We start from the raw sequence: 22,643 nt of genomic DNA on the forward strand, positions 1-22,643 counted from the left end.
CTGCACCCGGGAGGGTGTGGGAGAGTAGGTCACCGCCGGACACACGTTCAGTAGGGCCCTGACAAGGAATGTCAGGGCCCTACGACTTTAACCACTGCACCACAATCAGCCTTGCCCAATACCGCGGATAGGATGGTCCCCCATGAGCAGCATCTTCAGCCATGCCCAGGATCCCTTCGGAGACGACGGGCCGCCCGCGCCCGACTCCCTTGAACCGGTGATCAACACGGTTGTTGTGCCAGGTCCGGTGGCCCGCGCGTTCGCTGGGTTTACCGACCACACCCACCTGTGGTGGCCGCTGGAGCAGCACGGCGTGTACGGTGCCGGCTCCTACGTGGAGTTCGAAGAGAACCTGATCCTCGAAACAGCAGACGATGGCCGGACCAGCATCTGGGGAACCCTTGATGATTGGCAGCCGCCCCTGTCGTTCCACGCGACGTGGCACCCCGGCACCACCGCCTTATGGTCCACGGAGCTCTTGGTGGTGTTCCGCGCCGTTGAAGCCGGAACTGAAGTGCGTGTCTTCCACGAAGGATGGGAAGGCGCCGAGGACCCCGGTGCTGCCCGGCAGGAGTACGTGGAAGCCTGGCCGGTGATCCTGGAGAAGTTTGCCCGGTTCATGGGGACGGACGCCTGAGCCGTCAGGTGCCTTCCCTGCGTCGCCTACGCCGGAGACCTGTCTCCGTCCGGTGGCACGGCGGTACTGGTCCGGATGACAAACTCCGTGGGATATTCCTGGTCCTGCACGGCAGCCGCTTCCGGGCCCCCGTCGGCATCACGGCCCGGGCTGTCCAGTAAAGCCAGGGCAGTGGCTGCCGCGAGCCTGCCCTGTCCCCGCGGGTCCTGGTTGATGGTGGTGAGTCCGAAGGTCTCGGCGAGATCGTGCCCATCAATCCCCACGACGGAAAGATCCCGCGGCACCTGAAGCCCGAAATCGCGGGCGGCGAGCATGACGCCCACAGCCATCTCGTCACAGGCTGCGAAGACCGCGGTGGGACGTTCGGAACTGCTCCCCAGAAGTTTGCGTCCGGCCGCGTAAGCGCCCTGGATGGTGAAATCGGCAGTGGCGGTCCACTCCTGCCGGGTGGTCAGCCCCGCTGCTGCCATGGCCTCGGTAAAACCCTTCTGGCGGAGCTTGGGAAGCTTGAAGTCACGGTTCAGCTCGCTGTCGCCCGTGATGTGGGCGATCCTGGTATGCCCCAGCCCGATCAGGTGGCGGGTGGCCAGCGCGGCCAGCCCCTCGTCGTCGATCCTTATGGTCGAGGCGCCACGCAGCGCCCCTCCAATGCCCACGATGGGACGGTGGACGGCCAGCAGCTGCCCAATCTCATCCTCGCTGAGGACGAGCGCCACCGCGATGACAGCGTCGAGGCGCTTGCGCAGCAGGAAGTCGGTCAGGATGCTGCTGCGGCGCCCGGGCTGCTCGCCGACGTTGTAGAGCGTCAGGTCGTAACCGGCGTCCAGCAGGGTCTCCGAAACACCTTCCAGGACCGAGGAGAAGTACCACCGCTGAACGTTGGGTACCACGAGGCCAATATTGTGGTTGCGTCCGGACGCGAGGCTGGACGCATGGTAGGAAGGCACGAAGCCGAGTTCCTTTGCGGCCTCCTGTGCCAAGCGCCGGCTCCTGGAGGAAACGTTGGATTTGCCGCTGAGCGCCCGGGAAACGGTGGCCACCGAGAGTCCGGCCCTGCTGGCAACTTCTTTGATGCCCGCCATGATCAGTCGGTTGCGGCGTCCGGCCCAATTTCTATCCAGGCGGTCTCACCGGAAGCAAGGGCATGGGCTGCACCTCCGGGCAGGCTGCGGATCAGCACCTGGCCGGCAGGCATTACAAGCGGCTCGTGGTTGAGGTTCATAAGCACCAGCGTAGTGCCGTTCAGGTAGCCCAACGAGGATCCCGTGCACCAGTCCTCGGCCCAGGACAGTGATCCCCTGCCCAGGGCCAGCTCCCGGCGGCATGCGATGGCGTCCCGGTAAAGGGACAGGTGCGACGACGGCGAGGCAGCCTGCCGGTCCCGCGCCAGAGCCCCGAAAGAGGCAGGAATGGGAAGCCAGGGGTCTTCCCCCGAGCCAAAGCCAAGGTGGCGGTCCCCGGCGCGCCACGGCAGCGGTACCCGGCAGCCGTCACGTCCCAGCCGCTGGCCGGCGGTCCGGGCGAACGTCGGGTCCTGGCGAAGCTGCCCCGGGATTTCTATGCCGTCCGGCAGCCCCAACTCTTCGCCTTGGTAGAGGTAGGCGGCCCCGGGCAGTCCCAGCATGAACAGGGAAGCAGCGGCGGCACGGCGCCTGCCAAGTTCTTCATCGGGCTGGGGATCTGCGGGCCCAATGCCGTCCCCATCCCGTGGACCTTGTCCGTTGTAGCCAAACCGGGTGGCATGGCGGACCACATCGTGGTTCGAAAGCACCCATGTGCTTGGTGCCCCCACGCCATCGAGGACTGTCAGGGAGTCGGTGATGACCGAACGCAGCCGGTACACGTCCAGGCCCGCGTGGAGGTAGGGGAAATTGAACGCCTGGTGCATCTCATCGGGCCGCACCCAGTGGGCCAGTCGCTGCAGGTCCACACTTGCTTCGGCACAGAGAATCCGGTCCGGGCCGTACCCGTCCAGGATCAGCCGCCACTTGCGGTAGATGTCATGGACAGCCGGTTGGCCGAACATGGGAGCCTCGTGGCCAGGGTACCCGTCGCTGCTGCCGCCATCGGCGCGACCGCCCCACGCCGGAAGGCCAGGCGCCTTGACCAGGGCGTGTGCCACGTCCACGCGGAAACCGGAGACGCCGCGGTCAAGCCAAAAACGTAGCACGCGCTCGAACTCGGCGTGGACGGCGGGGTTGTCCCAGTTGAAGTCCGGCTGGGAAGAATCGAAGAGATGCAGGTACCACTGGCCCGGTTGTCCATCCGGGCCCGCCACACGGGTCCACGCGGGTCCGCCGAAGTGTGACTGCCAGTTGTTTGGCGGCTCCTGCCCGTCCGGACCGGTTCCATCGCGGAAGATGAACATCTCCCGCTCCGGGCTTCCCGCCGGCGCCGCGAGGGCCGCCTGGAAAGCAGGATGCTGATCCGAGCAATGGTTGGGGACCAAGTCCACGATCACCCGCAGACCCAGACGGTGTGACTCGGCCATCATGACGTCGAAGTCGCTGAGCGTACCGAAGACCGGGTCCACGTCGCAGTAGTCACTGACGTCATATCCGGCGTCCCGCTGGGGCGAGCGGAAGAAAGGGGACAGCCAAACGGCGTCCACGCCCAGGTCCGCGAGGTGCGGCAGTTCCGCAGTGATGCCCGCCAGGTCACCCACGCCGTCACCGTTCAAGTCGCGGAATGACCGCGGGTACACCTGGTAGATCACGGCAGAGCGCCACCAGCCGGGAGCCGCATCGGCGGCGTGGATGAGGGTCAATGGACCGGCTAGCGCCAAAGTGTCCTGGATCACAGTATCGACAGACATGGAAGCCAGCATAGCCATGGGAGGCCGATTAAGTGAAAGCGCTTCCATTCTTTACGTTACCGATTGCGTGCTTCCCGCCAGGCGTTGCTCCCAATAACAACTGGAAGCGATTACAGCCAAGGTGTCCCCCCTGCCCGGCACGTGCCGCGACCTAGACTGGGAAAGACATGTCCAACGACGGGTGGAGGCTTTGTGGGAAGCATAGTGGACGAGCTGGAAGCCCTCCTCGGCCCCAATCAACTGGACGTCAGCGAGGTGTCGCTCCGCCGGTACGCCGTGGACCAGGCGCCCGTCATCGACTTCCAGCTTCCCATCGCAGTGGTGTTCGCGGAGAGTGTGGCGGATGTGCAGGCGGTGGTAAAGGCCTGCGCCGACAGCGGTGTGGCGATCGTGCCCCGCGGCGCCGGCACCGGCGTATCAGGCGGCGCCCACGCTACGAGAAACTGCATCGTCCTCTCCCTGGAGCGGATGGACCGCATCCTCGCCCTGAGCCCCGACGACGAGACCGCCGTGGTGGAGCCCGGGGTGGTTAACGCAGTCCTGAATGAAGCCGCCGCCGAGTACGGCCTGATGTACGCTCCGGATCCCGCCAGTTTCCGCAGTTCCACCATCGGTGGCAATGTGGCCACGAATGCCGGCGGCCTGCGGTGCGCCAAGTACGGTGTCACCAGGGACAGTGTTCTGGCCCTGGACGTGGTCCTGGCTGACGGTTCGCTCATCCATACCGGCCACCAGACCTTCAAGGGCGTAGCGGGGTATGACCTCACCGGGCTCTTCGTGGGGTCCGAAGGGACGCTGGGAATCGTCGTCGGAGTTACCGTGCGGCTGAAGTACCTGCCCCGGGAAGTCCATACGGTGGCCGCTTTCTACCCGGACTTCAGGACGGCTGCTGCCGGCGTGCTTGCCGTGGGCAAGGCGCGCGTCCAGCCGGCGATCATGGAATTGCTCGACGGCGGTACGCTCACCCAGCTGGATGACATCCACGGCTCCGACCTCTCCGCACGCGGCCGCTCCCTGCTGCTGGTCCAGACTGATGGGTTCGGCGCCTCGGCTGAAGCCGATCTGGTGCGCCAGGTCCTGCGTGAAGGCGGGGCCACCGTGACCACGGAAGCCAGCGCCGAAGCCGAGCGGCTGGTGGAGCTCCGGCGGCACAGCAGGGGCACCGAGGTTGATGACGAATACCGTGTAGGTGAAGATGTGGCCGTGCCAAGGTCGCGCCTGGTTGATTACGTTGCAGCGCTGGAGGCCATGGCCGCAGCGCAGCAGGTTCACCTCAAAGTCGTGGCCCATGCCGGCGACGGAAACCTGCACCCGACATTCTGGATCGACAGGCAGGGCGCGGCTGTCGAGGGCAGCGCAATGGACCGGCTGCAGGCGGCGCTGGACGAGTCCATCACCGTGGCCCTGGCCATGGGTGGCACCATTACCGGGGAGCACGGGGTGGGACAGTACAAGCTGCGGTGGCTGGGCCAGGAGCAGCCGGAGCCGGTCCGGGAGCTTCAGCGCAGGATCAAGGACGTGTTCGATCCTGCGGGGGTCCTCAACCCCGGAAAGGCGATCTAGGGCTCAGTCGTCGGAATCCGGATATTCGTCGGCGGACTCGTCGGCGCCGTAGCGGGACTCCTCGTTTTCCACCTCAAGGATCTTCAACAGCTCGGTGTCCGGGTTGAGCATGATCGCGGCCTCGTCGCGCCGGTGCCGCAGGATCGAGTCGATGTAGGACTGCACGGCTTCTGCCAGCGGGATGTGGCGCTCCTGCTTCTCGGACATGTACCACCGGTGCTCCAGGACCTCATGCACCACCTCGGCGTGCTCGAGCTTGCCGGAGAGGTCCCGGGGGATGGCGCGGACAATGGGTTCGAAGATCTGGCTGACCCAGAGATGGGCGCTGTATTCCTCGTCCATGTCCGGGTTGTTGTCCGCCCGGAACGAGTCCATGTCATTGAGGAGGCGGCGTGCCTGGTTTTCCTGGGCGTCAAGGCCGGTAAGCCGCAACAGGCGGCGCTGGTGGTGCCCCGCGTCCACCACCTTGGGCTGCAGCTGGATGGTGGAACCGTTTTGCGTGGTCTTGATGGCGTATTCCTCAACGTCGAAGCCGAGCTCATTCAGGCGCCGGATACGTGCCCCCACCCGCCAGCGCTCGCCGAGTTCAAAGGATTCCTTTTCGGTCAGCTCCGCCCACAGCCGACGGTAGCTGTCCATGATCAGCTCGCTGGTGGCCACGGGATCCACTTTTTCCTCGATGAGGCCGCCGTCCAGCAGGTCCATCAGCTCGCCTGCGATGTTTACCCGGGCGATCTCCAGATCGTATTCCCGCTGGCCCTGTGAGAGGTCCGGGTAGAGTTCGCCCGTTTCCGCGTCCACGAGGTACGCGGCGAAAGCGCCGGCATCGCGGCGGAACAAGGTGTTGGACAGCGAGACGTCGCCCCAGTAGAAACCGATGAGGTGCAGGCGCACCATGAGCAGGGCCTGCGCATCGATAAGGCGCGTGAGGGTGTCCTTGCGCAGCATCTGCGAAAAGAGTGCACGGTAGGGCATGGAGAACTTGAGGTGGCGGGTCACGAGGACCGGGTTGAGCGGGCGTCCGTCGGGGGTGGTGCGCCCCGTGATGACGGCCACCGGCTCAACGCACGGGACATCCAGCCGGGCCAATTTGCGCAGCATGTGGTACTCGTGGCGGGCCACATGCTCGGAGGTCTCCTTGATGGCGATCACCGATCCGCCCAGGTGGGCGAAGCGCACGATGTGCCGGGAGATGCCGCGGGGGAGGGCTGCGAGGTACTGCGCCGGCCACTCTTCCAAGGCAATGTGCCAGGGCAGGTCCAGCAGTTCTGGGTCTGCCGCCGCCGCGGTGATGTTCAGTGATGAGGCTACCGAGGCTGCCTTATTGTCATCCGCACTGGCTGCCACAAACCGGGGCAGCTTGCCGATCTGCGCGTAGTCTGTGGGTTCGTCGTGCCACTGGGCGCTGTATTCCTCGGTCATGGCTCAATTCTTCCGTACTTGGGGCGGGGCAGCTAAATTCCTGCACAGGCAGGCTTAAAAGCCGACGGCGGCCCACCGGAAAGGGGGCCGCCGCAGGGTGGAGCTACCGAAATCAGTCGCCGAGGCGAAGGCCGGTCTTGGTGTCGAACAGGTGCACGTGGCCGGACTGCGGACGGACGTAGATGACCTCACCCTTCATCGGAGGACGCCGGCCGTCGACGCGGGCCACGATGTCGTGGTCCTTGCCGTCAAGGTTGGTGTGGCCGTAGACGTAGGCGTCGGCGCCGAGCTCTTCGACGACGTCAACCTCCACCTTCAGGCCTTCACCTTGCGGAGCGGTTTCGAGGTCTTCGGGGCGGCTGCCCAGCGTGACCGTGGAGCCGTGTGCCTCTTCGAGGACGTCGCGCGGCACGGGGTAAACGGTGCCGCCGAACTGCACGCCGCCGTCGACCACGGGCAGTTCCAGCAGGTTCATGGCGGGGGAGCCGATGAAGCCGGCAACGAAGACGTTCTTGGGGCGGTCGTAGAGGTTGCGCGGGGTGTCGACCTGCTGCAGCAGGCCGTCCTTCAGGACTGCCACACGGTCGCCCATGGTCATGGCCTCGACCTGGTCGTGCGTCACGTACACGGTGGTGACGCCCAGGCGGCGGGTCAGGGATGCGATCTGGGTGCGGGTCTGGACGCGGAGCTTGGCGTCCAGGTTGGACAGCGGTTCATCCATGAGGAACACCTGCGGGTTACGGACGATGGCGCGGCCCATGGCAACACGCTGGCGCTGGCCGCCGGACAGTGCCTTCGGCTTGCGGTCCAGGTACTGCTCCAGGTCAAGGAGCTTGGCGGCTTCACGGACGCGCTCGGCGCGCTCTTCCTTGGAGACGCCGGCGATCTTCAGGGCGAAGCCCATGTTGTCGGCCACAGTCATGTGCGGGTACAGCGCGTAGTTCTGGAAGACCATAGCGATGTCGCGGTCCTTCGGGGGAACGTCGGTGACGTCGCGGTCACCGATCAGGATGCGGCCTGCGTTGACGTCCTCAAGGCCTGCGAGCATGCGCAGGGAGGTGGACTTGCCGCAACCGGAGGGTCCAACGAGGACCAGGAATTCGCCATCGGCGATGTCGATGTTGAGCTTATCGACGGCGGGCTTATCTGTGCCCGGGTACAGACGCGTAGCGTTGTCAAAAGTAACTGTAGCCACAGTTATCAATCCCTTCACCGGCAGGTACGTACCGGACGATCCGTTGTGAATGGTTCATGTTTATTCAGTTTTGTTCCTGCAAAGTGCTCCGCGTTTGGGCGCGGGGCACGGCGTGACGCCGCACGCTAGTTGTGCGCCACATCACACAAAGAGTATGCCAGAGGCCGCTCCTTTTGGCGCAAATGTTACGAACGTCACAAGTGGTGCTTGCCACCTCCTAACTGGAGGCGGTCCGCGGGTCCTCTTCGGCGACGGCGATGCTCCGCTCCTGGAGCAGGGCCTCCAACAGCTCCGCGATGTGGACTGGTGCCTCCACCCGATACTGGGCCTGGGTGAAGTCGAGGCCCACTTTGACCCCGACGTCCCCGGGCTCAAGCCGGCCAAAAGCGTCCTCGTCCGTCACGTCATCGCCGGCGAACAGTACGGCGGTGGCTCCGGTGGCTTGCCGGAGGAAGGTGACACCTTCACCCTTCGAGGCATTGACCACGGAAGTCTCGAGGACGCGTTTGCCTTCTTTCAGGTAGACGCCGTTGCGGTCCTGAAGGACCGACCGGGCGGCTGACACGGCGTCCTCTGCCACGTCGTCCGAGGCCAGGCGGGTGTGCAGCACCACGCCGGCGGGTTTGTCCTCAAGGGCCGTGCCCGGCGCTTCCGCAACGATGGCTGACAGTTCAGCGCGCACTTCTGCAAGGAGCGCCTTCTGGTCCCCGTCCAGGGCGAGCTCCGTGGAGCCCGGGCCGAGCCATGCTTCCGCGCCGTGGCTGCCGATCAGAAGGGTGTCCACCGGCGGGGACGCCACCTCCCGCAGGCTGGCGAGGGCGCGTCCGGAGATGAGCGCCGTCGTCGTGCGTGGAAGCACGGCGAGGCCCGCCAACGCTGCAGCCGAGCGTGGAAGCGGCCGCGCATCCTGCGCCCGGCCGACGATAGGGGCCATGGTCCCGTCGAAATCCATGGCGACCAGCAGGTGCTCTGTCCCTGCGATCCGGCGAAGGGCTTCGCGGAGTTCGGGGGAGAGCGCCAGCGGCGCTTTCGTGTGGCGGCCGTCAGGAGTCATCGCGGACCACTTTCTCGTTCAGGGCGCGCAGGAAGTCGGCGGACCAGTGGTCCACGTCGTGGTCCAGGATCTGCCGGCGCATGGACCGCATGCGCCGGGAGGCTTCCCGCGGGCTTAGCTCCACTGCGGCCATGATGGTGTTCTTCAGGCCTGCAATGTCATGCGGGTTGACCAGCAGGGCCTGCTTGAGCTGGTCCGCGGCGCCTGCGAATTCGCTGAGGACCAGTGCGCCGTCATTGTTGTTGCGGGCGGTGACGTACTCCTTGGCCACCAGGTTCATCCCGTCACGCAGGGCGGTCACCAGCATGACGTCCGACGCCAGGTACAGCGCCACCATCTCCTCCACCGGGTAGCTGTGGTGCAGGTAGCGGACTGCGGTGTTTTCGAGGGTGTCGTACGTGCCATTAATGTGGCCCACAGTGCCTTCCACCTCCTCGCGGAGGAGCCGGTACTGTTCCACGCGTTCACGGCTGGGGGAGGCAACCTGGATCAGCGTGGCATCGCCCACTGTGAGCCGGCCGTCGGCCAGAAGCTCTTCAAAGGCCTTGAGCCGGTGCCGGATGCCCTTGGTGTAGTCCAGCCGGTCCACGCCCAGCAGGATGGTTTTGGGGTTGCCCAAGTCCTGGCGGATCTGCCGGGCGCGTTCGATGATGTCCGGGCGCGACGCAAGCTCGCTGATCTGCTTGACATCGATCGAGATGGGGAAGGCCTGCGCGCGGGCGATGTGGGTCAGCTGGCCAGTGTGGTCCTTGACGTGCACCTGCTGCTGCTTCACGCTGGCACCCAGGAAGCGGCGTGCGGAGCGCATGAAGTTGCCTGCATCGCTGACCCGCTGGAATCCCACCAGGTCCGCGCCCAGGAGGCCGTCGATAATGGCCTGGCGCCAGGGGAGCTGGGCAAAGATTTCCGGTGGCGGGAACGGGATGTGGTTGAAGAAACCGATGCGGAGGTCCGGCCGTGCCTCCCGCAGCATCCGTGGGACCAGCTGAAGCTGGTAGTCCTGCACCCAGACGGTGGCGCCGTGGTCGGCGTGGCGCACCACGGCGTCGGCGAACCTGCGGTTGACCCTCCGGTAGGCGTCCCACCACGTCCGGTGGAACTCCGGCGGGGCAATGACGTCGTGGTAGAGCGGCCAGAGGGTGGCGTTGGAGAAACCCTCGTAGTACAGCTCCACATCGTCCGTGCTGAGCTGGACCGGGACCAGGTCCATTCCGCCATGGCTGAAGGGCTTGACGGTCTCATCCGGTGCGCCGTGCCAGCCCACCCAGGCGCCATCCGTCTTGGTCATCATGGGGGCGAGGGCGGTGACCAGGCCTCCGGGGGAGCGGCGCCAGCCGGATCCGTCGTCGCTGTCATCTCCCGGGGCAACGCGGTCAACCGGCAGCCTGTTGGAGACCACCATGAAGTCGTACTTCGTATGGCCGGTGTGGCTTGAACCGGAACTGCCGGCCGTCGCCGTGCCGGCGGGTTTTTCCTGGACGGGTGTTTGCATTGCGGCCCCCTGGGGTTGCTTGTGCCTCTAAGCCACCCTAGCCGGACGGAATCATCGGGGCTATTCGTCCGTTGGTCAACCCGGAGGAATAGTTGAAACCGCAAGCTCAAAGGTTTCTCCCCTAAAATGTTGGGGGTGCCACCACGTGGTCCCCCCTACGTCGACCGACCCAAGGAACTCATGAGCCCCGCAAACGAAGTACGTAAGTCCAAGGCTGAGCGAACCGCGGAGGCCCGCGAAAAGGCGCGCCTTATCCGGGAAGCCCAGGCAAAGAAGGACAAGCGCAACAAGCTGATGATCGGCTGGGGCATCGTGGTGGCTGTTGTTGCCATCCTGGTGGTCGTCGGACTTGTGGTTGCGGGCAACATCCAGCGGAATGCCCCGGTTGCGGACCAGGGGCCCACGCCTGCCAACGCCAACGTGCACGGCGGCGTCACCCTGCTGGCCAACACCGACGTGGCCAAGACGGAGCCCGCTACGGTGGACGCGGCCTCCCTGGGGGACGCCCCGAAGACGCCGCCCGCTGAAGTGGTGGCTCCCGGTGCCGAAGCGGAGGCCGGCAAGCCAGTGAAGGTGGTCCTCTACGTCGACTTCATCTGCCCGGTCTGCAAGAACTTCGAGACGCAGTACAACGACCAGCTCACCACCTTGCGAAACGACGGCAAGATCACCCTTGAATACCGGCCGCTGGGCTTCCTGGACAGCCGGTCCACCACCAACTACTCGTCCCGCGCAGCCAACGCCGCCGCCTGTGTAGTCAACACGGCTCCGGAGAAGTACGCGGACTACTTCAACGCCCTGTACGCCCAGCAGCCTGCAGAAGGCAGCGCCGGCCTCTCCGACAACGACCTGAAGAAGATGGCCTCCGACATGGGCGTCAACATCGGTTCCTGCGTGGATGACAAGACCTACCGTCCTTACGTGAAGTACACGACGAAGGAAGCCGCGGCCATCGGGGTGAGCGGGACGCCCACCGTCTTCGTTGACGGCAAGCAGTGGGGCAAGGGAGACAGCGCCCAGACGCCGTTCCCGGACTTCCTGCAGGCAGCCATCGCCGCCAAGGGCTAAGCCCCGTCAACCGCAAAGGGCCCGTTCCGGAACGTTTCCGGGGCGGGCCCTTGCGGTTTACCCGGCCGGAGTCCGGCGTTTTTACGCCCGGCGGGAGTTGGGCTAACCTTATCTAGCGCCTTCACGGTGCCGCCCCCAGGGGCACGCCTCCTTAGCTCAGTTGGCCAGAGCACCGCTCTTGTAAAGCGGGGGTCGTCGGTTCGAATCCGACAGGGGGCTCTGACACGGCGTTGACCTGCGGTTTTATTACACGACGGGCTCCCAAAGTGGGCTCATTCCGACTTAACTCACCATAAACTCACCATTTTGAGTTTCAGGAACCTCCTCTGTGAGGGCGATTTTCAGCTCATCGATGGACCAGGCTGGGGCTTGAACGGTTCGAGGACCGCGCGGGTATCCAGGGCTTCCTTGTACTCCTCGACGTAATGCTTGGCAGTCATTGAGACCTTGGAATGCCCTGCTTGGTAGGCCGCGGCCTCAACGCCCATGGTTCTGGCTATGAGGGTGGCGTTCGCTTTGCGGAACGTCTTGAGGGTGACCCAGCCGAATCCGATGGAGTCCGCTGCCTTGCGCCAGGTCTTTCCGACGTTGTTCGCGTCGCTGACAGTACCCGTGGACGAAGGAAAAATCAGATTGAGCGGGTTGGGCGTGAGGGCCTTCACTTGTCGTTCCCGCCTGTCCTGAAGCTGGGCGACCAGGTAGGCAGGCACGGTGACATGGCGAATGCCGTGCTGGGATTTCGGATGGTTCTGGATGGCGACGCCCCCGTTGCTCGTCCTGATGACCGTTGCATTGACGAAGATCGTTGGTGGATCGGATTCCAAGTCCAGATCGTCCCAGCGCAATGCGAGGAGTTCCCCAGGTCTTACTCCGGTGCTGATGAGGAAATCGACCATTTCGTGAAGCTCTTGCGTTCGGGTCCGGCCCAGGGCAGGTTCCTTTTCCCAAGCGATCAGCTTGGTCCGGAGTTCCTGGAATTGTGCAGCGTCCAGTGCTTGGGGTTTGGCCGTTTGCGTCCTTGGAATGGATAGACCAAGGACGGGATTGACGGACACGGCGTCGTGTCGGAGGGCAATTTTGAACATCCAGGAAAGCACCGCTCCGCAGGTCCTCGCGGTGGACGGTCCCGTGTCGTCGGCAACGTTCCGGATGAAGTAGTCGATGACTCCGGGTGACGCTTCACCTATCCGGATGGAGGCCAGCTTTGGGGCAATGTATTTCTTGACGGTCGTGGCGTACTTGTCTTTGGTTCGGGAAGCCTTATCGGATCGCTCCAGCTCCACCAGGAAGACCTCGGCCAATTGAGCGATCGTGCTGGCCGCGCTCACGATGGAGTTGCGGGGTGTCTGACGATGCTGCAGCTTGAGGTGCAGTTGCTGGCGCGCCGAGGCTGCTGACGGGCCGCGGGCTTCTACCTTGCGCAGCTTCCCGTCCATGTCGCGGTAGTGCGCCCGCGCGCGCCACGTCTTGGACGTAGCCCGATCAATGCGTACGACTCCCCACGTGCCGAGAGGAGTCGGTTGCCTGCTCATGTTCCTTCGCCGCGAGCTATTGCTCCGCGTGCAGGGAAAGCCACGCGGCGAAGTCCCGACTGCTGATCCGCAGATGCCTTCCGATACGGTACGCAGGCGGACCAACGTGTTTCGCGCGCCACTGGTAGAAAGTCTGCTCTGGAATCTGGAGCTGTGCGCAAATCTCTTTTGGTGTCAGCCATTTGTCCTCCGCTGCGTCTACTGAGCTGCTGCGTTCTGGCACTGTGGTCATGAGGGTCTCCGCTGTGTCTATTGCCGGCATGGTACTGGTTCATGGGAATAAGCGCTCTGGACCGCATGACGTTGCTGCCGTCGAGCCTGTAGATGGATCTACAGGGTCGGGGGTGCGCTTGCCTGGGCTTGGCCGCCCTCTTCTGGTCCGGGCTTAAAGTTGCCAGCCAGCAGCAGTAGGTGATCCTTGCGTGTGGGGACCGTTGTAGGCCCAGTTCGTGCGTCCCAGATCCTCTGGTGGGCGGTAGCGGGCGGCTTCGTCGATGGCTTGTTCGAGGCTGGCGCGTTCCTTTTGCTGTGACCATTCGTAGTCTGCAGGCACAGGACCCAAGGGGAGCGGAGAGTCGCCGATGCCCCACCTGTCTCTGAAGATCGCCACGCCCCGAAGGACTTCCGCAACGTCTTCTGGTGGCACAACTGGAGGCAGGGACTCGAGGAGGTTCTGCTTCCAGTCGGTCTCCAGCATCAAAGAGTCCTGAGTTACCTGTTCTTGTCGGTGTTGGATCCGAGCCCGGACCTGTTCCATCAAGTTGGCGAGGTCGGGACGAGCCGTCCGGACACTTTCGGGTACATCGGCTGGCCCGTTCGTCGGCATCTTGGCGATGTATTGATGGAACTGGTGGTGAAGGACGGCTGCAGGGTCCTTTGCGGAGGCGCCCGTTTCCACAACGCCGCGTACAAGGCGTTCTGCGCCCGGGCGGTTGATTGACGATGCCCGGCGCCAGGCCGCGACGGCCGCGCCCCAGGAAGGGGATTGCTGCAACTCGGCAACTGCCCCGGTGCCGTGGCACGCGACTACCTTGGACAGGTCTTCTGCCCCGGCGATTTGAGCGAGGTAGTCGAATTCCGCGCTGAGCCGTTCCAGGCTCCCTCCAGATGCTTGTTCTGTTTCGAGGATTTCGTGGGCAGTGCGTTCAGCGCCTTCTGCGACGAGGACCTCGGCAAGGACCTGGCGCCAGGACGGCCGCGCGGCAGGGTCGAGAACCTCGTCGTCGAGCGGGTCGTTTTCGCAGACGTAGGCGTGGTTTCCTGCGCGTCCGCGGCTCATGCCCACGTAGAACAGTTCTCGGGTGAGGCGTCCTTGGGTTACGACTGTATGGCTGGTGTCGACGGTGATGCCCTGTGCTCGGTGTGCTGTGGTCGCATACCCGAGCTCGACCGAGGCTTCAAGATAGTCGCGGCGCAGAATAGCGGTTGCGCCGGTGTCTCGGCGGGTGGCCAGGAGTGAGCCGTCGCGTCCGGATACGCGGACAACGTCGAGCAGTGTTCCATTGCGGATGAAGTCGCCGTTGCTGTCCCCGAGGGTGCGGTCGTTGCGGCGGGCGATGATGGTGTCTCCCCGCCCGGCCCGTTCCCCGTCGCTGATCGTGACCGTCTCTTCGGCATCCACGGTGCCTTGATTGACGCGGTCTGTCTGGGCGCGTTCGTTGACCATGTGGACGCTGTCGTTGTCCGGGGCGATAAGGATGGATGTCTTTCCGGCAAGGGTATCGGTGCACCAGTTCAGGTAGGCCAGGTCGACCATGTCCAGGTAGCTGCCGTGGCGCAGCCGCTGGTGCTTTTCGTAAGCGGCGATGGCCGAATAGTTCCCGGCACGAAGTTGCAGGGAGGCGTCCCGTTCCCAGGGCTGGTCGAAGCGCCAGATGGTGGTCAGCCGGGCGGTTTTGTGTTGCCGGTCCAGCCAGCCCAGGATGCCGCCGGCGTCGATCGCGTCGAGCTGGGCAGGGTCACCGACCAGTAGGATCTTGGCTCCGGCGTCGCGGGCCTGGGTAACCAGGGAAGAGAGCTGGGCAGTGGACACCATTGAGGCCTCATCGACGACGACGAGCTGGTTGGGGTGGAACCGCCATCTGTTTTGTTCCGCGGCGAGCCATGTGGCTTGTTGCGCCAGACGGGTCGCCAGAGGACTTCGAGGGATCGCGGCATCGCCGAGTCGCCGCTCCAGAGTGAAGAATCGCTCTGCCCTTTGGGCGACGCCTTGACCGACTGATTCGTGCAGCCACTTGGCGACATTCTCCGTTGTCATTGCTAGTTCGCGGCCGAGGATTTCTGCGCTCGCCGCAGCCGGCGCGAGCCCGATGACACTACCCGCACCGTGCTCTGTTTCCCAGGCTGCTTTGATCGCGCCGAGCGTGGTGGTTTTGCCGGTACCGGCAGGTCCGACCACGGCGTCGAGCCGGTTGCCGCTCGAGAGGACCTCGCCGGCGACGCCGCGCTGGTCGGCGTGCAGCTCAAAGCGGCCGTGATGTCGGTATTTGGTGAGTGCCTCCATGGCGAGGGCGGGGCGCACGGCGGGTCCGCCGTCGTCGTCCCTCGCTGCCATCACGGAATCTTCGCAGGCCAAAGTCCGGGTGTCGGTGTAGAGGCGGGAGCCGTGGAAGTCGAACACCGCCCGGTCTCCATTCCGGAGGTCGGGCCCGGCGTCCGGTGGGAGGCTGTACCGGTGTTCGTTGAGCGCGACGGATTGAGTTTCTGCGGCGGTCGCGACGGCGTCGATCATCGCGTTACGGTCCCCGGGAGTGTCGCAGCGGACGTCGGCGCACACGCGTTCGGCTTCGGCGAGGAGGTTCCAGTGATTCCAGGTGGCGCGCTTGGCCGCGACCCGTTGCCGGGTCAGGGCGGCGACGGCGTCGATCCAGTTCCCGGTGAAGTCGTTGGAGGTGAACGGTGTTGGGTGTGAGCGGCGAATGGTGCCGGCCAGGACGAGGCCCGGCTCGAAACCCCTGACCTTCGCCCTTGCCTGCCATTGGGCCGAGAGCTCATGGAGCGGCGCGATGGTTTGGGGTTTAGGGGTTCTGGTGGAGAGGGTTGCTTGTTGGCGGAGTTTGAGGGTGGTGGTTGCTGTCGGGGGAGCGCCGTGTTGTGTGGCCCATTGGGCGACGAGCTTGTCGGTTTCAAGGTCGATGAGGCGGGAGCGATTCGAGAATTGACGGACAAGATCGTCGTCGATGCCAGTGAGTTGCTGGCTGGGGTTGTGAGTGCTCGAAGCGGGTGCGCGGATTTCTGTATCGGTGCCCAGGTTCCGGTGGAGGGCATCGAATAACAGGCCGTTGTAGCGCTCGCTGGCGGCGACGGCGGCCTTGTAGAGGGTACGGGAGTCCAAAGTGACCCAGGCATCGTCGGTGATGCGCTGGACACGGTTGGCGATGACCACGTGGGTGTGCAGCTGTGGATCACCGGCACGTGATTCCCAATGGTCGAAGGCGGCGGCGATCGCACCCCTGGTGCCCAGGTGGGCGATGCCGCCGCGTCCGGAACGTGTGTGGATGACCGTATCTTCGAGCCATTGCAGGGCGGCTTTGACGGCGGAGTGGTGGGTTTGCAGGATCTCGTCCTGGACCAATCGGGGACTCAATGCCCAGAGGACCGACACGGATTTCGGGACACTGAAGGTCAGGTCGAACCCGACGACGGCGTGGTGAGTTTCGGTCCGGCCCTGCGCCCTTTTGACGACCGTGGGTTTTATGTATGGCCGGCCCAAGGGAGTGGCTGTGTCCGGGTGGAGGGCGTACTCAAAGATTGCTTTCGCGTCGGTTTCCGTGACGGCATCTTCGACGGCGCGGTTGATGCCAAACAGCCCCGAACCGATCCAGCGTCCCGGTGGCGTGCCGGGCTTCAGGTAATAGCCGGTGGCATCAACCGCGGCGACTCTCAGATCATCCATCATGGTGGTCTTGAACAGGTACCTGAGCCCGGACTGGGCAGAGAGCCGGGCGATCGACATCGTCATGCGCTACGCCTTGCCTCGCGGATCGGCCTGGCGCCGGTTGTAAGAGGACCCCTGCCGACGTTCGTCCGGTCTATCGGCGCTGCAGGCGAACAGAAGCGTTTCGACGCCTGGGACGGATTAAAGCCGTCCTCGGACGCCTTGCAATAATTCGTGCTCACGTTGATTCATCCGTCTCGCATCACGTAGCCGCATGACCTCGCCGTGAGCCGGGGCTCACGGCCGCGCCCTGGGTGCCAGAGGTGTGAATGTTGACCGATTCACTGTCGGATGTTGCTGGGCCCATCTGTACAGGGCACAACCCTCTGTCTTTGAAAAGTCGGGCCGGAGTGAGGTTGTCCACAGGATTCGCAGGAGCGGGGGAGGTGAGTCTACTTTATCCACATCCCAGAGCGCCTCATGTTGAAAAAGTGTGGATAAACCGGTGTACAACATGTGGATAACCCACGTACACGGAAATCGGAAGTGTTGAAGACCTTGCATTTGAGGGGAACTACACTGATGGAGTTTTCTACACAGAAAACGCGAAGACCGATCGTGTTGCATCGGTGTTGCCCCTGTCGTGTAAGGTTGACTCGTTTCCACTACGGAAGATGAAGGGGGTGACATGCGTGGAGAATTGGACTGAATCAGCAAAGAGGGATGCCCAGGTACGGCTAGACCAGGTCGAGCGCCGACGATCGGAGTACAAGAGCAAGCTTGCGGAGCTGGATGCGGAAGCTGAGGGCCTTAGTCGTTTCATTTCGGTAATCGAGAAGATGGGCAACGACCAATACTGGAAGACGTTGCTGGGCGCCGGGTCTGAGGCTCAGCGGGAGACCGCGGCCGATGCGGAAAGGCTTGATTGGCTCAGTGCCGACCTCAGCAATTTGGGCAGGCTTAGTGATGAAAAGCCCCAGGGTCCTCTTCAAACACGTAGATTGAGTGAGGAGCTGCCGGACCTTCCTCCTGCTTTGGATGTCACCAGGCAGCCCGACAAGTCCAATACCTCCTACCGCGTAGCGGCGCTCATGAAACTGCACGGCGGAACGCTCAGTTACGACGATGTTTGGCAGGAACTCAAGCGCCGGAACTGGGTTGATCCTGCTTGGTCTAAGCCGCAAGCTGCTGTTCGCCAGGCCATGCGCCGCACCGTTCAGTACGGTTGGACTGTGAGAGCCGGATCAAACGCCTACCGCTACGATCCTTCGTCGCATGCGGACAGAAGGCAGCAAGTTAGCGGAGCGACGGATAGGGGTGCTCCAATTCCACCCCGGAACGAGGAACTGCCATTATCCTCGGGCTACGGTCGTGCCTCAGATGGGGATCAGTGAAGACGGCGATCATGCCAACCGCACGTTGGCTGTTTCAGCGAAGATTGGTTATGAATCCAAGCGAATCTTCGGTGGGATCCGTGCCAGCAACTACAAACACATGCGCGGGTGGCATGGGCATTGGGGGTTACATTGGCTGACGACGACTGGGCGCACACTGACAAGGAGTGGCGTGAAACCCTGGAAATCGCACGCGACTTAGGGTGGTCATGCAGGAAGACGTCTAACCACAACATCAGGTACCTGGAATGTCCTGACCGCGTATGTAAACAAATTGTTTACTCGACGGGCAACGGGACTGAAAACGTGGCGAGAGGAACTCGGAATAAGGTACGAGCATGCCCTCACCGGAACATTGCAGCTCCGCTGGCAGCAGTCCGCGAGTTGCTGGTACACGCTGAGAGGTTCCTTACCGCCGCCGAAGCCATGCTTGCCCAAGACAAAGCGGAAGATCGCATGGCAAATGCCCTGGAACTGGCCGATTCAGCGGACGAACTAATCAAAGAAGCCGAACGAGAGCTTGAGAGCGTGTCCTCGCAAGCCTGTGACGATGAGCACTTGGCGGCCAAAGTCGAGCACATGCTGGATGAGGCAATGGATAAACATGAACGTGGGCAGAAGGTAAAAAGTGAAGCATCCGAGGCCTTCGATAAGGCTGCGGACGAGCGCGAGACCAGCGAATACCTTGTCAAACAGACTCTTCAACCTGACGAAACAGGTCTCGCCCCCGCGGGCCTTGTCCGTGAAGCAAGGGCGGGACTTCGCCGTGCCGATCACGCCCTTCGCAAGCTGCCTCCACGTAATGGTGACGTTGAGGCCATGACCGAACGAACGAGCGAGCTCAGAACGAAATGCGAGAGCCTCCGCCTACGCCTTCCTGCGTAACGACTCAACATCACTCTGCAAAATGAGTTGGCACTTGCCAACTGACTGTGGGATAGTCAGAAAACGAGAAGCAAGGGGACGAGACATGGAAATATCACTGCGCCTCAAGAATCTGGATCTTAGTAACGAAGCAGCTCTCGAACAGATCGTCGAAAAATTTCAAGATGTCATGTGGTCAGAAACCGATGGTTTGACCACGGCTGGCGTGTACGTCGAACGCGAAGACGCGGTCGCCCACGTGATGAAGTACGTACGTGAGATCGAGACCGCCTTTCCGGGTGCCAAGGTCGTGGGGGTCCATCGCGATCTAGTCGGGGCAACGGACATAGCGTTACGCACAGGCGTTAGCAGGGAAGGGGCTCGAAAGTGGGCAGCTCTTCCCGATTTTCCGGCGCCTTTCGACATCATCGGTGCTAAGGACATGAAGGTCTGGATATGGGCCGAAGTCGTGCGTTGGCTGAAAGATGAACGTGCCATCGACATGGGCCAGGATTTGCCAAGTGCAGAGCTAATGACCCAAATCGAGAACTGCATTATGCGCAACCCAGACCACACGACGGTTCAATGGCATCAGATTGCTTCAAGGCAAGCCGCTGCCACGAAATCGCACTTTGAGAGTGTCCAGCCCGCTGTCCGCATCTTTGCGGGCGGCCGCGCCCAGAGGATCGGTAGGGAAACCTACGATCTTGTGGGGGCGGCCGCCCCAGCCTACGCCCACTAAAACGGAGAGAAACTTGTCCCTGCTGAATATCCGTCACGAGGATGCTGAAGTTCCTGTCTCCCCAGAAGACGTCGCCTCAGTGGTAGCCGCGACAGAACCCCTCGAAGTTCGCTTGGATGAAGTACACGCAGGACCTGTCTCTTCGGGTTCCAGCGAAATGAAGGTGAAGCTAAGTCGGGATGAACCTGGGTATGCCTACCTTCCAGAGAGCGAAGTGCTGCTCGTCAGGTTGGAGCACAGCCTTAGTTGCTTCGAGGCGTCGAGCCCAGACAGGACTACAGACATCCGAGCTCATCACATCGCCGCATTCAAGGTTACTCAAGAGCTGGATGTTGATCATGCTGTCCTGTCGGCTTGGATTGAGACGAACGTCTACTTCATTGCATATCCATACGTTCGCCAGTTCTTCACCCAAATCACTGCCTCGTTGGGGCTTTCACCAGTCGTTCTCGGCTATATGAAACGGGCCGAATGGCCGTTTACGGAGCAGGAAACTAAAGATGGCCATGACTTGATCGATTCAGGACAAGAGGGCCCCGCGATTGAATCCAACGACACTGTACGAGTCGATTCAGGTATCTAAGGCGTTTCCTGCCTCGTGGGCTGGACACATCATTGAAGCACTCAAAGCGGCACGTTCAAGGGCTTGCTACAGACCAGGCCTGGTGAAAGATGACCTTGCTCCTGGAGATGATGGTTCTGCCCGGAGGGACAATTGCGAGCTGAAGACGAGAACGGGTGAGGCCGATCGCTTGGTCATTGTGCAGGGGGCACAACACCTTAGCGTCCGTAGGTCTTGAGGCGCGCATCGATGCCAACTTTGGGATGCAGTGAAGCGCCAGAAAGTATGGTGCTAAAAGACTGCCCTCAGCGACCGCATGTGTCAGGTTGAAATTTAAAACCTCCGCCTGGTGCGTCGGTAAATCAGGAAGTGGGGCCCTAGTATGACGTCTCTTAGCATCGTGGCTGACGTCAGGTCGGGGTGTACCTCTTCACGCGGGACAGACGCTCTTGATTAGTCACGATTGGGGGACCGAGCTAAGGACGGCACCGGGTTCGTCTGGGCCATGACAGCGGTCGCGCGGCTTGAAGTGGAGCTAGGGTCTCGGTCATGAAGCTGATCATCCTTCTCGAGGTCAACGGTGTGCTTAACCCGAATCAGGAGCTTGTCGGCGAATCTAAAAACCCGAGTCCTCATCTGTCTGATCTGAAGGTTGCCTTGGTGCGGCGTCTGGCCACCAAAGTCAGGATCGCCTGGGTATCGACATCCCCTTCGGAAGTCATATACTGCCTCGAAGTGCAGCTAGGGCTGGAGGTAAATTGCGGCCGGCAGAGCAGCAAGCACTTCCCGATGGGGGACACCTCGTACCCGCCCTGGAATGGGCCGCGTCTCGTCCCGAAAGTAAGTGAATATGGCTCCAATTGGGCTAAGTGACTGACATCCGGCGTTCTGCCTCTCTAGTTTGATCAGTGCCATGCGGCGAAGTTGCCTCCTCACTCATTACATCGGCCAGCCGATGCTAGGAGCCTGAGTTAAGTGTGGAGTCGCCAACAGAGTTCGGTGCGTCGAGAAAGGAATGGTGATGGAACTACTTATCCACTGCCTATTATGTGCTTGAACCAATATCATGACTCGCACCGTGTGTCGGGTCCTCGGGGAAAGAGGTGGGTTTCATGAATGACCGAATGTCGCTTGCGGATCTCGTGGCCGGGCTGCGTACGGAACTTGACACGGCGCGCAATCAAGCAGCCCAAAAAGGTGTTTCCTTTGAGGTCGGTCCCATCGAACTCGAAGTTACTGTCGAGGCTCAGAAGACAGCCGGAGCCAAAGCCGGTGTGAATTTCTGGGTTGTAACGACCGAAGGTGGAGGAGAGCTTACAACGAAGAAGACCCAAAGGATTCGACTCACGCTTCAACCGGGTGACGGTGAGAACGGGAACAAGCCTGTGCGAATAAGCGGTGACGAACTGCCCAACGAACGATAAGCAAACAGATGACCGGCTGGGACGCGCGGCGTATTGCAGAAGTTATAGCCGATTTTCCCGGCGGGGCGCGTAAGCGCGGGTCAGGTTATCGAGTCACCTCAAGCTTTGTCTTAACGAGCGCACACGTAGTAGAGGGGGCCACCCAGGTAGTTGTCCGCTTCGAAGCGGGGACGACTGCAGCCTCCCCGAAGGAATGGTCTACCAAGTGCGCTCCGCCAACCTCATTAGGATTCGATATCGCCGCGCTTGAGTTGCTGACAGCGCCAACAACCGAACCGATCTATCCACCGGAATATGGTCGTATGGAATCGAGGTTGTCTTACCCGTCGGCGATAGCCGTTGGTTTTCCGGTAAGTCATGCTCGATCGACCCAGGTGCAGGGCACGGTTAAGACTTACCGGGACTCGGTCCAAGCCGTAGGCCATTTGACACCGCTGAGTCAGTTGAAGGCCGGCAAAATGGAACTGAGCATAATGAATCCTCCAGGTTCTATTAGGATGAGTCCTTCAGGCTCAGCTTGGGCAGGGATGTCGGGAGCAGCAGTATGGGTCGCCGAGCGGCTCGTCGGAATTGTCACCGAGGATACTGATCCCGCGTCGGGAAATAACCTCACTGTGTCGCCTTTATCTTCACTTGCGGCGGCCGATAACGGTGATCCCGGTGATCAACTGTTCAATGTTCTCGGGGCTCCGAGGTCCGAGCCTTGGGTAGATGTAACGCTGGCGGACGAACTACAGTCCGTCTTGGCGGACCATCATCGCCAGCTACAGGATCTCGTGCCGGACTCCGGCCTACAGGACCGTGATGCAGAGCTTTCTGCGATGATGCGCTTTTGTCATGAGAACGAAGGTGGCTACTGGGAGTGGAGAGCTGATCCCTGGGCCGGGAAAACAGGCTTGATGGCGACTTTCGCCTCGACAGTACCCACTGATCTTCGCGTCGTTTCCTTTTTCATCGACGGGCAGCGGGTGGGACGCAGAGACGTTGCTTCCTTTCGCCAAG

At 62.4% G+C, this 22,643-nt stretch carries 18 protein-coding genes, 1 tRNA gene and 1 pseudogene; 11 read left to right on the top strand and 9 right to left on the bottom strand.

The genetic code is table 11. The features are described from left to right. Positions 1 to 142: 142 nt before the first annotated feature. Positions 143 to 637: a hypothetical protein gene (locus VXJ37_RS19660; RefSeq protein WP_331324692.1), complete on the top strand. Its 495-nt coding sequence runs from the start codon at positions 143 to 145 to the stop codon at positions 635 to 637. 26 nt (positions 638 to 663) lie between these two features. On the opposite strand, the gene VXJ37_RS19665 is transcribed toward VXJ37_RS19660, so the two are convergent. Together VXJ37_RS19665 and VXJ37_RS19670 are read right to left on the bottom strand one after the other, a co-directional pair. Then, on the bottom strand, positions 664 to 1,719 hold the full coding sequence (locus tag VXJ37_RS19665; RefSeq protein WP_331324693.1) for a LacI family DNA-binding transcriptional regulator: 1,056 nt from the start codon (positions 1,717 to 1,719) through the stop codon (positions 664 to 666). Positions 1,720 to 1,721: 2 nt separating this feature from the next. Beyond that, positions 1,722 to 3,452 carry a glycoside hydrolase family 13 protein gene (locus VXJ37_RS19670; RefSeq protein WP_331324694.1) on the bottom strand — a complete coding sequence of 577 codons (1,731 nt, stop codon included), beginning with the start codon at positions 3,450 to 3,452 and terminating at the stop codon, positions 1,722 to 1,724. Positions 3,453 to 3,644: 192 nt separating this feature from the next. Here VXJ37_RS19670 and VXJ37_RS19675 point away from each other — a divergent pair, with 192 nt between their 5' ends. Further along, complete coding sequence (locus tag VXJ37_RS19675) at positions 3,645 to 5,015, top strand: FAD-binding oxidoreductase (protein ID WP_331324695.1); 1,371 nt, start codon at positions 3,645 to 3,647, stop codon at positions 5,013 to 5,015. Positions 5,016 to 5,018: 3 nt separating this feature from the next. On the opposite strand, the gene VXJ37_RS19680 is transcribed toward VXJ37_RS19675, so the two are convergent. From VXJ37_RS19680 to VXJ37_RS19695, 4 genes are all read right to left on the bottom strand, one after another. Beyond that, the gene (locus VXJ37_RS19680; RefSeq protein ID WP_331324696.1) at positions 5,019 to 6,437 is read right to left on the bottom strand and encodes a DUF4032 domain-containing protein; all 1,419 of its coding nucleotides are present in this window, start codon (positions 6,435 to 6,437) and stop codon (positions 5,019 to 5,021) included. A gap of 112 nt (positions 6,438 to 6,549) precedes the next feature. Beyond that, positions 6,550 to 7,632 carry an ABC transporter ATP-binding protein gene (locus tag VXJ37_RS19685; RefSeq protein ID WP_159632896.1) on the bottom strand — a complete coding sequence of 361 codons (1,083 nt, stop codon included), beginning with the start codon at positions 7,630 to 7,632 and terminating at the stop codon, positions 6,550 to 6,552. A 217-nt stretch (positions 7,633 to 7,849) separates the two neighbouring features. Further along, complete coding sequence (gene otsB / locus VXJ37_RS19690; protein WP_331324697.1) at positions 7,850 to 8,686, bottom strand: trehalose-phosphatase; 837 nt, start codon at positions 8,684 to 8,686, stop codon at positions 7,850 to 7,852. Then, positions 8,676 to 10,178 (bottom strand): alpha,alpha-trehalose-phosphate synthase (UDP-forming), encoded by a 1,503-nt coding sequence (locus VXJ37_RS19695; RefSeq protein WP_331324698.1) that lies wholly within the window; start codon positions 10,176 to 10,178, stop codon positions 8,676 to 8,678. The genes otsB and VXJ37_RS19695 overlap by 11 nt, the downstream gene beginning before the upstream one ends. 180 nt (positions 10,179 to 10,358) lie before the next feature. Between VXJ37_RS19695 and VXJ37_RS19700 the strand changes: the two genes are divergently transcribed. Together VXJ37_RS19700 and VXJ37_RS19705 are read left to right on the top strand one after the other, a co-directional pair. Next, positions 10,359 to 11,246 (top strand): DsbA family protein, encoded by an 888-nt coding sequence (locus VXJ37_RS19700; RefSeq protein ID WP_331324699.1) that lies wholly within the window; start codon positions 10,359 to 10,361, stop codon positions 11,244 to 11,246. 145 nt (positions 11,247 to 11,391) lie between these two features. Further along, positions 11,392 to 11,465, top strand: a tRNA-Thr gene (locus VXJ37_RS19705). A 122-nt stretch (positions 11,466 to 11,587) separates the two neighbouring features. On the opposite strand, the gene VXJ37_RS19710 is transcribed toward VXJ37_RS19705, so the two are convergent. The 3 genes from VXJ37_RS19710 to mobF all read right to left on the bottom strand — a co-directional run bounded on the left by VXJ37_RS19710 (position 11,588) and on the right by mobF (position 16,739). After that, complete coding sequence (locus VXJ37_RS19710) at positions 11,588 to 12,778, bottom strand: tyrosine-type recombinase/integrase (RefSeq protein ID WP_331324700.1); 1,191 nt, start codon at positions 12,776 to 12,778, stop codon at positions 11,588 to 11,590. Positions 12,779 to 12,794: 16 nt separating this feature from the next. Continuing rightward, positions 12,795 to 13,040: a helix-turn-helix domain-containing protein gene (locus VXJ37_RS21150; protein WP_366307345.1), complete on the bottom strand. Its 246-nt coding sequence runs from the start codon at positions 13,038 to 13,040 to the stop codon at positions 12,795 to 12,797. Positions 13,041 to 13,163: 123 nt separating this feature from the next. Then, positions 13,164 to 16,739, bottom strand: coding sequence for a MobF family relaxase (mobF, locus tag VXJ37_RS19715; RefSeq protein ID WP_331324701.1), 3,576 nt, complete (start codon positions 16,737 to 16,739; stop codon positions 13,164 to 13,166). Between the two features lie 608 nt (positions 16,740 to 17,347). Here mobF and VXJ37_RS19720 point away from each other — a divergent pair. From VXJ37_RS19720 to VXJ37_RS21155, 7 genes and pseudogenes are all read left to right on the top strand, one after another. Beyond that, entirely contained in the window at positions 17,348 to 18,049 is a 702-nt protein-coding gene (locus VXJ37_RS19720; RefSeq protein WP_331324702.1) for a hypothetical protein, read from the top strand. A gap of 132 nt (positions 18,050 to 18,181) precedes the next feature. Then, positions 18,182 to 18,934 (top strand): hypothetical protein, encoded by a 753-nt coding sequence (locus VXJ37_RS19725; RefSeq protein ID WP_331324703.1) that lies wholly within the window; start codon positions 18,182 to 18,184, stop codon positions 18,932 to 18,934. Positions 18,935 to 19,019: 85 nt separating this feature from the next. Continuing rightward, positions 19,020 to 19,655 carry a helix-turn-helix transcriptional regulator gene (locus VXJ37_RS19730; protein ID WP_331324704.1) on the top strand — a complete coding sequence of 212 codons (636 nt, stop codon included), beginning with the start codon at positions 19,020 to 19,022 and terminating at the stop codon, positions 19,653 to 19,655. Between the two features lie 13 nt (positions 19,656 to 19,668). After that, positions 19,669 to 20,238 (top strand): hypothetical protein, encoded by a 570-nt coding sequence (locus VXJ37_RS19735; RefSeq protein WP_331324705.1) that lies wholly within the window; start codon positions 19,669 to 19,671, stop codon positions 20,236 to 20,238. A 528-nt stretch (positions 20,239 to 20,766) separates the two neighbouring features. Then, on the top strand, positions 20,767 to 21,090 hold the full coding sequence (locus VXJ37_RS19740) for a hypothetical protein (RefSeq protein WP_331324706.1): 324 nt from the start codon (positions 20,767 to 20,769) through the stop codon (positions 21,088 to 21,090). 239 nt (positions 21,091 to 21,329) lie between these two features. Further along, the gene (locus VXJ37_RS19745) at positions 21,330 to 21,641 is read left to right on the top strand and encodes a trypco2 family protein (protein WP_331324707.1); all 312 of its coding nucleotides are present in this window, start codon (positions 21,330 to 21,332) and stop codon (positions 21,639 to 21,641) included. An 8-nt stretch (positions 21,642 to 21,649) separates the two neighbouring features. Next, positions 21,650 to 22,201: pseudogene (locus VXJ37_RS21155) on the top strand (trypsin-like peptidase domain-containing protein); the annotation flags it as partial. Between the last annotated feature and the right edge of the window lie 442 nt (positions 22,202 to 22,643).

It is taken from the genome of Pseudarthrobacter phenanthrenivorans (assembly GCF_036455295.1).
Taxonomy (GTDB): Bacteria; Actinomycetota; Actinomycetes; order Actinomycetales; family Micrococcaceae; genus Arthrobacter; species Arthrobacter phenanthrenivorans_C.